Source organism: Thermodesulfobacteriota bacterium (genome assembly GCA_040756475.1).
GTDB lineage: Bacteria > Desulfobacterota > Deferrisomatia > Deferrisomatales > JACRMM01 > JBFLZB01.
On record JBFLZB010000117.1, the window covers coordinates 1 to 14,134 of the forward strand.

The window sequence follows — 14,134 nt, forward strand, 5'->3', positions numbered from 1 at the left end:
CCTCGACTTCGAAGCCATGACCGATCTCTCCCAGGGCGTGCGGGCCAAGCTGCGGGCCGAGGCGAGCCTGGCTCTTCCCCGGGTGGTCTCGGAGCAGGAGAGCAGCGACGGTACGCGAAAGCTCCTCCTGGAGCTGGCCGACGGGGAGCGGGTGGAGACCGTGCTGATACCGAGCGCGGACGAAGAGGCCGAGCGCCTCACCCAGTGCATCTCGAGCCAGGTGGGGTGCGCCATGGGCTGTGCCTTCTGCCGCACGGGGAGCGCAGGGCTGGTGCGCAACCTCGCCGCCGCCGAGATCGTGGGGCAGGTGGTGCTGGGCCAGCGCCTGGCGGGGCCGCAGGACCGGGTGACGAACGTGGTCTTCATGGGGATGGGGGAGCCGCTGCACAATCTGGACAACGTGCTGACCGCCTTCCGAGTGCTCTCGGCGGACCACGGCCTCAACATTACCCGCAGGCGCCTCACCGTTTCCACCTGCGGGCTCGTGCCGGCCCTGCGCCGGCTCCCGCCCGAGGTGCTCGGCAGCCTTGCGGTGTCGCTCAACGCCACCACCGACGAGGTGCGCGACCGCCTCATGCCGGTGAACCGGCGCTACCCCATCGCGGAGCTCCTGGGGACGCTGCGGGAGCTCCCCCTGCCGGCCCGGGCGCGCTACACCATCGAGTACGTCCTCCTGGGGGGCGTCAACGATACCCTCGAGGACGCCCGGCGGCTGGTGCGGCTGCTCTCGAACCTGCGGTGCAAGGTGAACCTGATCGCTTACAACCCTCACCCAGAGAGCCCCTTCCGCCCGCCGGAGCCCGCCGCCGTGGAGGCGTTCCAGGCCCACCTGCTCGCCAAGGGGTTCACCGCGGTGGTGCGCAAGAGCCGCGGCCAGGACATCCTGGCCGCCTGCGGCCAACTGCGCGCCGACGCGGCCCATCGGGTGCCGGTCTCCCACTGACCACGGACCACGGACAACGGACATGCACAGAGCCATCGGCGTCATCGGCGGCAGCGGCCTCTACGAGATGGAAGGGCTCGAGGACGTGCGGGAGGTGGAGGTCTCCACCCCCTTCGGGGCCCCCTCGGACGCCCTGGTGGTGGGCCGCTTCGCGGGGCGCACTCTCGTCTTCCTCCCGCGCCACGGCCGGGGACACCGGTACCTCCCCTCGGAGGTGCCCTACCGGGCGAACCTGTGGGCGCTCAAGTCCCTGGGGGTGGAGTGGGTCCTCTCGGTCTCGGCGGTGGGGAGCCTCGAGGAGGAAGTCCACCCGGGGGAGATCGTGCTCCCCGACCAGTTCATCGACCGCACCTGGGGGCGCCCCTCCACCTTCTTCGGCAACGGAATCGTGGGCCACGTGGGCATGGCCCATCCCATTTGCGGCGCCCTCCAGGCCGCGCTGTGGGAGACCCGGGAGGCGGCGGGGGTGCCGTTTCACCGGGGCGGGGCATACCTGTGCATCCAGGGTCCCCAGTTCTCCACCCGGGCCGAGTCCTTCCTCTACCGTGGGTGGGGCGCCCGGGTCATCGGCATGACCAACGCCACCGAGGCGCGGCTGGCCCGGGAGGCCGAGCTCTGCTACGCCACCGTGGCGCTCGTGACCGACTACGATTGCTGGCACGAGACCGAGGAGGAGGTGTCGGTGGACGCCATCCTCCAGGTCCTCCACCAGAACGTGGAGACCGCCAAGCGCATCATCCGCGAGGCGGCGGTGCGGCTCCCGGGGGAACGGGAGTGCGCCTGCGGGGAGGCGGCGCGTTATGCTATCCTCACGGCGCCGGAGAAGATCCCCCCCGAGACCCGGCGGGCGGTGGAGCTGCTGTACGGCAAGTACCTGGGAGGGACCGGCGCGTGAACAACGAGCTCGTGGTGGTGGGGTCGGTGGCCATCGACTCGGTGGAGACCCCCTTTGGCCGGGACGACGAAGCCCTGGGGGGCTCGGCGCTCCACTTCACCTCGGCGGCGAGCCTGTTCGCCCGGGTGCGGCTGGTGGCAGTGGTGGGGGAAGACTTTCCCCGGGAGCGGCTGGGCTTCCTGGCGGCCCGCGACGTGGACCTCTCGGCGCTCTTCACCGCGGCGGGCAGCACCTTCCGGTGGAAGGGGCGCTACGGCTTCGACCTCAACGAGGCCCAGACCCTGGAGACCCACCTGAACGTCTTCGAGGGGTTCGACCCCGTGCTCCCCGAGGCCCACCGCGGGGCCTCCTTCGTCTTCCTGGCCAACATCGACCCCGACCTCCAGTTCCGGGTGCTCGACCAGGTGGACGAGCCGCGCCTGGTGGCGCTGGACACCATGAACTTCTGGATCCAGGGCAAACGAAAGAGCCTGCTGCGGGCCCTGGAGCGGGTGGACCTGCTGCTCCTCAACGAGGCCGAGGCCCGGATGCTGGCCGAGGAGCCCAACCTCGTGCGGGCCGCCCAGAAGATCCGGTCCTGGGGGCCGGGGGGGGTGGTGGTGAAGCGGGGGGAGTACGGCGCCCTGTACTTCAGCGACGGCCACGTCTTCGCCGCTCCGGCCTACCCGCTGGAGGCCGTGTACGATCCCACCGGCGCGGGGGATTCCTTTGCCGGCGGGCTCATGGGATACCTGGCGAGCACGGGCAACACCGAGGCGGAAAACGTGCGCCGGGCCGTGGTGTTCGGCTCGGCGCTGGCGAGCTTCAACGTGGAGGACTTCAGCTTCCGGCGCCTGGAGCGCCTGACCTACCCCGAGGTGGCGGCCCGCTTTCGGGAGTTCAAGGGCCTGACCCACTTTGAGGGGGAGGCGTGAGGGACGTGGTGGAGCCGCGGATGGCTTCCTTGAGGCGGGTCATGTCGGGGGACTTGATGAAGTAGCCGTCGGCTCCCAGCTCCAGAGCCTCTTCCCGAAAATCGCTGTAGGCGGTGAAGAGGAACACCGGCACCGCCGGGTGGGAGGCCTTGAGCCGGCGCAGCACCTCCAGACCCCCGAGGCCGGGCATCTTGATGTCGACCACCACCACGTCGGGGCAAGCCTCTTCCACCGCCCGGAGGCCGCCCCAGCCGTCGTCCGCCACCCGGACGCGGTGGCCTTCGAGGGCGAGCTCCTCCTGCACGAGGAAACGAATGCTCGCGTCGTCGTCGATGAAGAGCACGTGGGCCATGGGGCCGATGCGATCCTCCTCTCCCCGGGGGGCCAGGACAGGCGCGCAACTATACCCGCGGGTCCAGGGGTGTCAAACGCCCGTGGTCCTGTTTCTGCTCCTCCTCTTCGGCGTCGGATGCGCGGGCGACCAGGAGGCGGTGCGGCGGGAGGCCCAGTCCTCCTTCAAGCTGGGCATGGCCTTCCTCTCCGAGGGAAGGCCGGCGCCCGCCCTGCGGGAGTTCACCAAGGCGGAGGAGCTCACCCCCAATGACCCCGAGATCCAGTACTACCTGGGCGCCACCTACTGGCTGCGCCGGGAGTTCTCCCTGGCGGAGGAGCGCCTCCGGCGCGCTGTGGCTCTGAAGCCCGACTACTCGGAGGCCTGGAACGACCTGGGGGCCCTGTACATGGACCAGGGCCGCTTCGACGACGCGATCCCGGCCTTCGAGAGCGCTCTGAAGAACGTCTTCTACTCCACCCAGGAGCTCGCCCTGGCCAATCTGGGGCGGTCGCTCCACAAGGTGGGCCGCACGGCGGAGGCCGAGCGCCGCCTCCAGGATGCCCTCCAGGTAGCCCCCAACTTTCCGCTCCCCCACAAGTTCCTGGGCGAGATCCTCCAGGAGCGGGGCGACCACCGGGGCGCCGTGACCCACTTCGCCGACGCCGCCCGGGGAAACCCCGACGACGCCGAAACGCACCTGAAACACGGCATCAGCCTGCTGCGTCTGGGGGACCGCGCCGCCGCCCGGGCGGCCTTCGACCGGGCGTGGCGCCTCGCCCCCCGGGGAGACGTGGGGCAGTCGGCCAAGACCTATCTCGACCTCCTGGATCAAGGCTAGGCGATGGAAGAGCAGCAGGGACCCGGCTTCGGGGCTGCGCTCCGCGAGGCGAGGCAACGGGCGGGCTTGAGCCTGGAGGGCCTCGCGGCCGCGTCCCGAATTCCCGAGCGGTACCTGGCCGCCCTGGAGGCCGAGCAGTGGGACGCCCTCCCGGGAGGGCTGACCGGCCGGGGGTTCGCCCGGCTGGCCGCCAAAGAGCTGGGGCTGCCGGCCGAAGAGCTCCTGGAGGCGTACCGCCGGGCTCGCGGAGGCGAGAAGCCCGAAACCCGCCTGACGCCCATCGAGCCGGACTGGCAGGTGGACTTTCGCAAGGAACGAAGCCTGGGGCCGGTCTTCCTGACCCTGCTCCTCCTCCTGGGTGCGGCCCTGGGGGTGTGGGTCTGGAGCCCCTGGAGCGTGGAGCCCCGCGGCGGGCCCCCCGCGCCGGTCGCCGACGTGCCGCCTCTTCCCGCACCCGTTCCGGAGGCCAGCCTGGAGCCGGTGGCCCCGGCGCCCGCGCTCCCCACCGTCGCCCCTGAGCCCGAGCCGCTTCCTCCAGCGGCCCCCCCTCCCGCGCCCGCGCTCCACCGCCTGGAGATTCTCGCGGCCGAGACGGTGTGGGTTCGGGTCGTGGCCGACGGCGGCCCCCCCGAGGAACGCACCCTCCGGCAGGGCCAATCGCTCGCCGTCGAGGCCCGCCAAGAGGTCTCGGTGCGGCTCGGCAACGCCGGCGGGGTTCACCTCACCTGGAACGGGGAGACGCTCAAGGCGCCCGGTCCCCGCGGCAGTGTGCTCACCCTCGTGCTGCCCCAGGCGCTGGAGTCGCTTCGCCCGTGAGCACCGGCGCCTGGCCCGACCCGGAGGCCCGGGAGGCGAAGGAGCAGCTCGGCCCCGGGTGGGAGGGGATCGGGGTTGCGGCCGTACTGGGGTCCGGGCTCGGGGGTGCCCAGGCTGGGGGCTCCCCGGTGGCAGTCTCCTTCGAAATCCTGCCGGGGCTTGGGGAGTGCAGCGCGCCAGGCCACCCGGGGCAGGTGCTGCGCACGGCGATCGCAGGCCAGGGTGCCGCGGTCTTTCTGGGGCGGCGTCACGTATACGAAGGCGTCTCCCCCGCCCGGGCGGCGTTCCCCGTGCGGCTGGCGGCGGCCCTGGGCGCCCGCTTCGTGGTGCTTCTCTCGGCCGTCGGAGGAATCTCCGAGGGTGCGCGCGTGGGGTCGTGGGTCCTGGTGGAGGATCACCTCAACCTCATGGGCCGTAACCCCCTCGAGGGGGTGCGCACCGCCCAGGGTCCGGCCTTCGTCGACCTCACCCGCACCTACCGGGCGGACCTCTTCGAGCCCCTGCGCGGGCGCCTCGCCAGGCAGGGCGTGGAGCTCTCCCGAGGGGTGCTCGCGGCATTTTCCGGCCCCACGTACGAGACCCCCGCCGAGGTGCGCATGGCCCGGCTCCTGGGGGCGGACACCGTGGGCATGTCCACCGTGCCCGAAGCCGTCTGGGCCCGTTTTCTCGGCCTTGACGTGCTGGCCCTGGGCTACGTGGTGAACCCCGCGGCAGGCCTGGGCTTCGAAGCCCTCGACCACCGCGAGGTGCTGCGGCGTGCCGAGCAGGGGGCCGCCCAGGCGGCCGTGGTGTTGGAGGAAGCGGTGCGCGTGTGGGGGGAACACGGACGCGCACGGACCGGCACGGACGCGCACGGACTCCTGACCCCCAACCCCTGACCCCTGACCCCCTGACCCCTGCCTTTCAGGTTCCCATGAACACTGTCCCCCACACGACCCAGGATTCCTCCCCCCCTTCCGGCCCCGTCAAGGCCGTGAGCCTGCTTTCGGGGGGGCTCGACTCGATCCTCGCCACCCGGGTGGTGCAGGACCAGGGGGTGGACGTGCTCGCCCTCCACTTCATCACCCCGTTCTTCGGGGACGACAAGCGGGGACGGGAGGCCGAGATCGAGGCGGCCTACCGCGAGCGGTACGGCATCCGGCTTCGCATCGTCGACGTCTCCCGCGAGTACCTCGACGTGCTCGCCAGCCCCCGCTACGGCTATGGGAAGAACTTCAACCCCTGCGTGGACTGCAAGATCTTCCTCATCCGCAAGGCCGTGGAGATCCTGCACCAGGAGGGCGCCCGGTTCCTGGTCACCGGCGAGGTGCTGGGGCAGCGGCCCATGAGCCAGCGGCGCGACGCCATGAACGCCATCGCCAAGCAGACCGGCGCGCGGGAGATCCTGCTCCGACCCCTCTCGGCCAAACTCCTGCCCCCCACGGCCCCCGAGCGCCACGGCTGGGTCGACCGCAACCTCCTCTTCGACTTCTCGGGGCGCAACCGCAAACCCCAGATGGAGCTCGCCGCGCGCCTGGGCATCACCGAGTACCCCACTCCCGCGGGGGGCTGCCGCCTCACCGACCCCACCCTGGGCCAGCGGGTGCGCCGCTATTTCGAGGCCATCCCGGCGGCGGAGCGGGACCCCGACGACCTGCGGCTTCTGCTCACCGGCCGGCCGTTTCGCTTTCCCGGCGGCAGCCTCTTCACCCTGGGGCGCAGCCGGGGGGAGAACGAAGTGGTCGCGCGGCTCTTCGTACCCGGCGATGCGTTCGCCCACACCGCGGACGTCCCCGGTCCCCTGGGGCTCTTCCGGGCGCGGGGGGAGGCCGACGAGCGCACCCTGGCCGCCGCGGTGCTCCTGCGCTACACCCCCAAGGCCCCCCCGGGGACCCCGGTGGGGTTCGGCCCCGACCGGGAGCACCTGGGCGACGCCGTGTCCCCCGCGCCGGTCGGCGCCCAAGACCTGGAAACCTGGAGGCTCTAGGCCGGTGACCGCCGCGCTGCCCCCTCTCGAGGACGCCTACCGCCGCATGGTGGCGGCCCTCGAAACGCCCCTCTCCTCGGTGCGGGGGGTGGGGCCGAAGGTGGCGGAGCGCCTGGCCCGCAAGGGCCTCAAGACCCTCGGCGACGCCCTGGTCTTCCTCCCCCTGCGCTACGAGGACCGCACCCGCCTCGTGCCGCTCAACCGGCTCGTCCCCGGCGAAGTCTGCGCGTTTCGGGGCGAGATCGCCGGGATCGGCGTGCGCGACTACCACCGCCGGCGGGTCCTCGAAGCTGTGGTGACCGACGGCACGGGCCGGCTCACCCTCAAATGGTTCCGGGGCAACTTCGGCTGGCTCGAGAAGGCCTACCCGCCGGGCTCCCGGGTGGCCGGCTCGGGGACCGTGCGGATGTTCCAGGGGCGGCGCGAGGTCCACCACCCCGAGCTCGAGGTGCTGGACGCGGAAGACGACGGGGCCGCCTTCGAGCAGGTGGTCCCCGTGTACTCCGAGGTGGAGGGCGTGCACCCCCGGGCCCTGCGCAAGATCCTGGGGGCCGCCGTGGAGGCCGCCGCGCCCCACCTGGCGGATCTCGTCCCGGCGGGAGTCGCCGCCGGCCTGGGGCTTCCCCCGGTGGCCGCCGCCTATCGGGAGCTCCACTTCCCCTCCCAGGGGGGCGAGGGGCTCGAGCAGCGGGCCGAGGCCCACCGGCGCACCCTTGTCCTCGAAGAGTTCTTCTTCCTCCAGCTCGGCCTCCTCCTCAAGAAGGAAGGCGCCGGGCCCAAGGCCGGCATCGCCTTTCACCCCCACTTTCGGCTCGTCAAGCAGCTCCTGGCCGCCCTGCCCTTCGAGCTCACCCGCGCCCAGCGCCGGGTGCTCGGCGAGATCCGCCGCGACATGGAGGCTGCCCGGCCCATGCACCGGCTCCTCCAGGGAGACGTGGGGTGCGGCAAGACCCTGGTGGCGCTGGTGAGCGCCCTCATGGCCGTGGAAAGCGGGTACCAGGCCTGCCTGATGGCCCCCACCGAGATCCTGGCCGAGCAGCACGCTCTCACCCTGGGGCGCCTGGCCCGGGGCTTGCCCCTGGAAATCGGGCTCCTCACGAGCTCGGTGCCGCGGGTAGAGCGAGACGACGTCCTCGGCCGGCTCGCCCGGGGGGAGATCCACCTGGCCGTGGGCACCCACGCCCTCATCCAGGAGGGGGTCGCCTTCCACCGCCTGGGGCTCGTGGTGGTGGACGAGCAGCACCGCTTCGGGGTCCTCCAGCGGGCCGAGCTCGTGCGCAAGGGCGAGAGCCCCGATCTGCTGGTCATGACCGCGACCCCCATCCCCCGCAGCCTCTCCATGACGGTCTACGGGGATCTCGACCTCTCGGTCATCGACGAGCTTCCCCCGGGCCGCCAGCCCATCGCCACCCGGCTCGTGCGGGAGAAGGACCTGCCCCGGGTCCACGGCTTCGTGCGGGGCGAGGTCGCCCGGGGGCGCCAGGCCTACCTGGTCTACCCACTGGTGGAGGAGAGCGAGGCCCTGGAGCTTCGGGCGGCCACCACCATGGCCGAGCACTTCCGGCGCGAGGTCTTCCCGGAGCTACGGGTGGGGCTCCTCCACGGCCGGATGAAGGGCGATGAGAAGGAGGCCGCCATGGCCGCCTTCGCCGGGGGCGAGACCCAGGTGCTCGTCTCCACCACCGTCATCGAGGTGGGGGTCGACGTGCCCAACGCCACGGTCATGGTGGTGGAGCACGCCGAGCGCTTCGGCCTGGCCCAGCTCCACCAGCTTCGGGGACGGGTGGGCCGGGGCACCGAGCCCTCCCACTGCCTTCTGGTGGCGGGCCCCCAGGTCTCCCGCGACGCCTGGGAGCGCCTCATGGTCCTCGTGCGCACCGGCGACGGGTTTCGCATCGCCGAGGAGGACTTGAAGATCCGCGGGCCCGGGGACTTCCTCGGCACCCGCCAGTCGGGGCTGCCGGACTTCCGGGTGGGAAACATCCTGCGCGACGGTCCGCTCTTGCAGCAGGCCCGCGACCTGGCGGAGGCCGTGCTGTGCGACGACCCCGGCCTGGCGGCCCCGAAGAACGCCGGCGTGCGCCGGGCGCTCCTCGACCGCTGGGCGGGCCGGCTGGAGCTGGCCCAGGTGGGGTAGGCGAGCCCCATCCGAGGAACGCCTCCCGGGCAGCACCGGGGTCGCGTTTGGGCCCCGATGCCGATTGACAGGCCGCGGCGCCCTGTGCTCTTCTACGGCCGGTTTCCCCCTTTCCAGTGTCCGGACGGGGGAATGTTCAACCTGTATTTCCAAAAAGGGAGGACGGCATGGCAGCGAAGATCATCAAGGGAGCGCCCATCGCAGAAGAGATCCGCGCCGAGATCAAGGCCGAGATCGATGGCCTCGTGGCCAAGGGGTTCACCCCCAAGCTCTCCGTCGTCCTCGTGGGCGACGACCCGGGCAGCGTGTGGTACGCGCGAAACAAGGTCACCACGGGCGAGAAGATGGGTGCCGTGGTGGAGGTTCACGAGCTCGCGAAGGACACCCCCGAAGCCGCCGTGGTGGCCCTGGTCCAAAAGCTCAACGCCGACGCCAACGTCCACGGCATCCTGGTGGAGCTGCCGCTGCCCAAGCACATCAACAAGGCCAACGTGATGAACGCCATCCTCCCCGCCAAGGACGTGGACGGCGTTACCGCCGAGCAGCGCGGCTACGTGCTGGGCGACATGGAGGCCTTGGCGCTGGTGCCCGCCACCCCGCTCGCGTGTATCGAGCTCGTGAAGCGTTCGGGGGTCGAGATCAAGGCCAAGCGCGTCACCGTGGTGGGCCGGGGCGATACGGTGGGCCGGCCGCTCGCCATGCTGCTGCTCTCCAAGGGGCGGGACGCCACCGTCACGGTGTGCCACAGCCGCACCGCCGACCTCGCCGGGGCCTGCCGGGAGGCCGACATCCTCTTCGCCGCCGCAGGTGCGGGCGCCAACCACCTGATCAAGGCCGACATGATCAAGCCCGGCGCCACCGTCATCGACGCGGCCATCAACGAAAAGCCCGACGGCTCGATCACCGGCGACGTGGACCCGGCCGCGGCCGACGTGGCGGGCGTCCTCACCCCGGTCCCCGGCGGCGTGGGCAGCCTCACCACCACCATCATCATCGGGAACACCGTCAAGGCCCTGAAGCTCCAGAAGGGACTGTAGGCCTGTAGGGCGGGGCTCGCCCCGCCGCCCGCAGTCCGCTGTCTTTCGGTGGGGCCAGCCCCACCCTACGGCTGATCGCCTTCCATAAGGAGGAACCCATGTCCATTTACGAAAAGACCGTCAGCGAGTACCTCGACGTCGCCGCCTCCAAGAGCCCGACCCCGGGCGGGGGAAGCGTGAGCGCGGTGGTGGCCGCCAATGCGGCGGCCATGGTGAGCATGGTGGCCAACCTCACCCTGGGCAAGAAGGGCTACGACGAGGTCCAGGGCCTGGCCCAGGAGACCGCCGCCGGCTGCGCCAAGCTCATCGCCCAGTTGAAGGACCTCACCGCCAAGGACATGCAGGCCTTCGACATCTTCATGCAGGCCTGGAAGCTGCCGTCGGGCAGTGACGCCGAGAAGAAGGCCAAGGACGAGGCCATGGAGAAGGCGGCCCAGAACGCCTCCCAGGTGCCCCTCGACATCTGCAAGGTCTGCCTCGAAATCCTCAAGTACGCCGCCAAGCTCGCCCCCGTGGGCAACAAGGGCGCCATCTCCGACGTGGGCGTGGGGGCCTACGTGGCCGAGGCGGCGATGAAGGCGTGCATGCTCAGCGTCGACATCAACCTGCCCTCCATCCAGACCGCCTCCTTCAAGCAGATGCTCGTCTCCGAGCGCGCCCGCCTCTTCACCGAGGCCGAAGAGCTCAAGATCCTGGCCCTGGCCGACGTGAAGAAGCGGCTGTAGGCGCGAAGCCTGCCGGCCATTGCGCGGGCCCGGGGCAACCCGGGCCCGCTCTCGTTTCCGGCGGGACCGGGACGGTAAGCGGCAAACGACCGGTTGATGCCGACCACGAAGACACGAAGGCACAAAGGAACTCGGGCGGGTGGAAGGCGCCGCCGGGCACGGTTCGATGACGCCGTGGCAGGTTCAGAGAACCAACCCTGTCGGCAATCTTGGTGTCTTCGTGTCTTGGTGGTTCAAGATCTCCGTCCGGTGCCGCCGTTGACCTTTCCGGGGTCGGGGCGCATACTATCCTCACGATCTGCCAATGGGGGCGATCTGGTTTCGACGGGGATGCTGAAGCCGGCGGTCGCGTGCCGAGGTGCCCGTAGGCCTCGTAAAACAACGGGCAAAACGATAGCTGCCGACAACTACAGCTACGCACTCGCCGCCTAAGGGCGACGACGTCCGACCCATTCAGCCTGCGGGGTGGACTCGGACGACAAACTAGCAGGATAGTCCCGCCGAGGCGCTCCCCGGCGGCGGGGCAAAACGCAGGGGAGATCGCGGAGCCGGGATCCTGTCCGTGGGAGCCCGCCTCCTCTAAAATAAACCATGGACTACGCACGTAGGGGCTCCGGTAGAAGGTCTTCGGACGGGGGTTCGATTCCCCCCGCCTCCACCATTACCCAATCCGAGCAAGTCCAAGAAAGGCCGGCGACCCAAGGAAAGACAAGGGTTTCCGGCCTTTCCTGCGTCCGCTCCCGTCCGTTTTCGTCCATTGACATCCGGGGGCAAGTGGGGTAAAGGATGGGGGCAACAGCAGCCCTCGCCGAGGAGTTGCCCCCATGCCCCTCACCGATACCGCCATCCGCAACGCCAAGCCCGCCACCAAGCCCCGCAAACTCTCCGACGAGCGCGGCCTGTACCTGGAAGTTGCCCCCAGCGGGGGCAAGTGGTGGCGCCTCAAGTACCGCTTCGGGGGAAAGGAGAAGCGCCTGTCCCTGGGCGTGTACCCCGACGTGGGCTTGAAGGACGCCCGCGACCGGCGCGACGACGCCCGCAAGCTCCTCGCCAACGGGATTGACCCGGGGGCGGTCCGCAAGGCGGAGAAGGCCGCGGGCACGGTCCGCGCGGCAAACAGCTTCGAGGTGGTGGCGCGGGAGTGGTACGCGAAGTTCTCTCCCGGGTGGGTCCCGAGCCACGGCGGCCGCATCCTGCGCCGACTGGAGAAGGACGTGTTCCCCTGGATCGGAGCCCGCCCCGTGGCGGAGGTGGCCGCGCCGGAGCTCCTGCGCGTGGTCCGCCGGATCGAAAGCCGCGGCGCCCTGGAAACCGCGCATCGGGCCTTGCAGAACTGCGGGCAGGTGTTCCGCTACGCGGTGGCAACCGGCCGGGCCGACCGCGACCCTTCCGGCGACTTGCGCGGCGCCCTTCCCCCGGTGAAGGAACGTCACCATCCCAGCATTACGGACCCCAAGGAGATCGGGGCTCTTCTCCGCGCGATCGACGACTACACCGGGGACTTCGTGACGAAGTGCGCCCTGGGGCTGGCGCCGCTCGTTTTCGTCCGCCCCGGGGAACTGCGCCGCGGGGAGTGGTCCGAAGTGAACATGGAAGCCGCCGAGTGGCGAATCCCCGCGGAGCGCATGAAGTCGCGCGCCCCGCACCTTGTCCCCCTGAGCCGGCAAGCCCTCGACGTGCTGCGCGAGCTCCACCCCCTCACGGGCGCCGGCCGGTACCTGTTCCCCGGGGCCCGCTCCTCAAGCCGGCCGATGAGCGAGAACACCGTCAACGCGGCCCTGCGGCGCCTGGGGTACGCCAAGGACGAAATGACCGGGCACGGCTTCCGCAGCATGGCGTCAACCCTCTTGAATGAACAAGGCTGGCACCGGGACGCCATCGAGCGCCAGCTTGCCCACGGGGAGCGGGACAGCGTGCGGGCCGCCTACAACTACGCCGAGCACCTGGCCGAGCGGCGCCGCATGATGCAGGCATGGGCCGACTTCCTGGACGGGCTCCGCAAGGGCGGGGACGTGATCCCGTTCCGGCGAGGGGCGGCCGGGTAGAACAGACCGCAACGCCCCGCCTAGGCCGACGGGCCGAACACCCGCACCCCCAGCGGGCCGGCGGGGCGCCTTCTCTCCTGGGGAGCACCTGGGGAGGTGCGACGTGGCCAAGGAACCGAAGCCCCTGCCCTGTGGACACCCAAGACACGGCGCGGCTCCGCCGTGGGGCGACTGCGTGGCGTGCCGCGCGGCCGGTCCCTGCCCGAACCGGCCCCGCAAGTCTTCCCCTTGCCCTTCCTGCGGGCGCCGAACCTACACCGACGAGCCCCGTTGTGGTCACTGTGGGAAGCCGCTCCCACCCCGTCCGACGGTCAAGGTGAAGATGATGCCGGCGGGGCGGGCGGACGTGTTCGACGCCGCGGGGAACCTGCTGGAGTCCTTCGAGCACGGGCCGGAGCCGCTCATCACGGTGGACGGCTTGGGGGCCTACCTGGGGGGCGACGTGGGGCCGGAGGGCCGCGCCCTGGAGAACGCCTTGCGAGGGAGTGACGCCCTGACAGCCGCAAAGGAGGCCGCGTCTCTGACGGATGCAGTCCACCGGGCCAAGGGGCTGGCCGCACAGGGAGAACACGGGACCAAGAGCCGCGGCAAACAGAAGCGAAGCCGTGCGTGGACCGCCGTTGTGGCGCGGCACCTACACGAGGCCCACCCTGGCCCAACCGACGAAGCCGCTTTCAGACAAGCGAAGTCCTGGACCAAGCCCGTGAAGATCGAAGGCGAGGAGGAGGTCTTCCGCGTCTACTGGCACGAGCCGGCGAATGCCCTTCAATGTGAGGGGCGCCGCGGGCAACTTGGCTTCTCCGGATTCCGTGAAAAGAGGAGGGTCTATCGAAAGGAAATGAGCGCCGCTAGCCCGTAGATGCGTTTTCCTGCGACGTAAGCCGGCTTTCGTCGCGTCCATCCTCGTTACAGTCCGGTCATGCTCAACGCCTTCCAAGGAGGTTGACCGTGGCCGAAAGACTGTTGCGACTCCCTGCCGTCCTGTCCCTCGTTCCCTGGTGCCGGTCCACCCTGTACGCCAAGGTGAAGGCTGGCGAGTTCCCCCCTCCTGTGACCTTGGGGGCGCGTTCGGTAGCTTGGCGCGAGTCTGAGGTTTCCGCCTGGATCGACGGCCGCCCCGAAGCTCTGCGCCGGGCCGCCTGAGATGGGCCCCCGCGATCTCCTGGAATCCGCCCTGGGGTACGCGGCCCGGGGCTGGCCCGTGTTCCCGTGCCGCCCGGGGGGAAAGGTCCCGGCGACCTCCGACGGCTTCAAGAGCGCCACGACCGACGCCGCGACCATCCGCGCGTGGTGGGGAGCCGAGCCCGACGCGAACATCGGCCTCTGGACCGGGGGCGCGGGGCTCCTAGTGGTGGACCTCGACCGCCCGAAAAGGGACGGGGACCCCGACGGGGTGGCGACAATGGGCGCCCTGGTGAAGGAGCACGGGCCCCTTCCGATGACCCCTCGGGCCTTCACCCCCTCCGGGGGAATGCACCTGTGCT

At 70.8% G+C, this 14,134-nt stretch carries 15 protein-coding genes and 1 other RNA gene; 15 read left to right on the forward strand and 1 reads right to left on the reverse strand.

Annotated elements, in window-relative coordinates:
• The 3 genes from rlmN to AB1578_15650 all read left to right on the forward strand — a co-directional run.
• Positions 1–943, forward strand: a 943-nt coding sequence (gene rlmN, locus AB1578_15640; protein MEW6489336.1) for a 23S rRNA (adenine(2503)-C(2))-methyltransferase RlmN, incomplete at its 5' end; no start/stop codon positions are given.
• 22 nt (positions 944–965) lie between these two features.
• Positions 966–1,838, forward strand: coding sequence for an S-methyl-5'-thioadenosine phosphorylase (gene mtnP / locus AB1578_15645; GenBank protein ID MEW6489337.1), 873 nt, complete (start codon positions 966–968; stop codon positions 1,836–1,838).
• Positions 1,835–2,752, forward strand: a complete 918-nt coding sequence (locus AB1578_15650) for a PfkB family carbohydrate kinase (protein MEW6489338.1) — start codon at positions 1,835–1,837, stop codon at positions 2,750–2,752. Before mtnP ends, AB1578_15650 begins: the two co-directional genes overlap by 4 nt.
• Here the strand turns inward: AB1578_15650 and AB1578_15655 are convergent.
• Complete coding sequence (locus AB1578_15655) at positions 2,718–3,104, reverse strand: response regulator (GenBank protein ID MEW6489339.1); 387 nt, start codon at positions 3,102–3,104, stop codon at positions 2,718–2,720. The genes AB1578_15650 and AB1578_15655 overlap by 35 nt on opposite strands.
• 82 nt (positions 3,105–3,186) lie before the next feature.
• Between AB1578_15655 and AB1578_15660 the strand changes: the two genes are divergently transcribed.
• The 12 genes from AB1578_15660 to AB1578_15715 form a co-directional block, all read left to right on the forward strand.
• The gene (locus AB1578_15660; protein ID MEW6489340.1) at positions 3,187–3,924 is read left to right on the forward strand and encodes a tetratricopeptide repeat protein; all 738 of its coding nucleotides are present in this window, start codon (positions 3,187–3,189) and stop codon (positions 3,922–3,924) included.
• 3 nt (positions 3,925–3,927) lie between these two features.
• Positions 3,928–4,740: a helix-turn-helix domain-containing protein gene (locus AB1578_15665; protein MEW6489341.1), complete on the forward strand. Its 813-nt coding sequence runs from the start codon at positions 3,928–3,930 to the stop codon at positions 4,738–4,740.
• A complete protein-coding gene (locus AB1578_15670; GenBank protein MEW6489342.1) occupies positions 4,737–5,618 on the forward strand; it encodes a purine-nucleoside phosphorylase in 882 nt (293 codons plus the stop codon). Before AB1578_15665 ends, AB1578_15670 begins: the two co-directional genes overlap by 4 nt.
• 35 nt (positions 5,619–5,653) lie before the next feature.
• Positions 5,654–6,706, forward strand: coding sequence for a thiamine biosynthesis protein (locus AB1578_15675; GenBank protein ID MEW6489343.1), 1,053 nt, complete (start codon positions 5,654–5,656; stop codon positions 6,704–6,706).
• A 4-nt stretch (positions 6,707–6,710) separates the two neighbouring features.
• Positions 6,711–8,843 carry an ATP-dependent DNA helicase RecG gene (gene recG / locus AB1578_15680; protein ID MEW6489344.1) on the forward strand — a complete coding sequence of 711 codons (2,133 nt, stop codon included), beginning with the start codon at positions 6,711–6,713 and terminating at the stop codon, positions 8,841–8,843.
• A 167-nt stretch (positions 8,844–9,010) separates the two neighbouring features.
• Entirely contained in the window at positions 9,011–9,880 is an 870-nt protein-coding gene (locus AB1578_15685) for a bifunctional 5,10-methylenetetrahydrofolate dehydrogenase/5,10-methenyltetrahydrofolate cyclohydrolase (protein MEW6489345.1), read from the forward strand.
• Between the two features lie 98 nt (positions 9,881–9,978).
• Positions 9,979–10,605 carry a cyclodeaminase/cyclohydrolase family protein gene (locus AB1578_15690; protein MEW6489346.1) on the forward strand — a complete coding sequence of 209 codons (627 nt, stop codon included), beginning with the start codon at positions 9,979–9,981 and terminating at the stop codon, positions 10,603–10,605.
• A gap of 306 nt (positions 10,606–10,911) precedes the next feature.
• Positions 10,912–11,266: a transfer-messenger RNA gene (ssrA, locus tag AB1578_15695) on the forward strand.
• A 163-nt stretch (positions 11,267–11,429) separates the two neighbouring features.
• Positions 11,430–12,650 carry an integrase arm-type DNA-binding domain-containing protein gene (locus AB1578_15700; protein ID MEW6489347.1) on the forward strand — a complete coding sequence of 407 codons (1,221 nt, stop codon included), beginning with the start codon at positions 11,430–11,432 and terminating at the stop codon, positions 12,648–12,650.
• A 316-nt stretch (positions 12,651–12,966) separates the two neighbouring features.
• The gene (locus AB1578_15705; protein ID MEW6489348.1) at positions 12,967–13,509 is read left to right on the forward strand and encodes a hypothetical protein; all 543 of its coding nucleotides are present in this window, start codon (positions 12,967–12,969) and stop codon (positions 13,507–13,509) included.
• 89 nt (positions 13,510–13,598) lie between these two features.
• Entirely contained in the window at positions 13,599–13,793 is a 195-nt protein-coding gene (locus AB1578_15710; GenBank protein ID MEW6489349.1) for an AlpA family phage regulatory protein, read from the forward strand.
• A 1-nt stretch (position 13,794) separates the two neighbouring features.
• A partial coding sequence (locus AB1578_15715; protein ID MEW6489350.1) for a bifunctional DNA primase/polymerase occupies positions 13,795–14,134 on the forward strand: 340 nt, incomplete at its 3' end.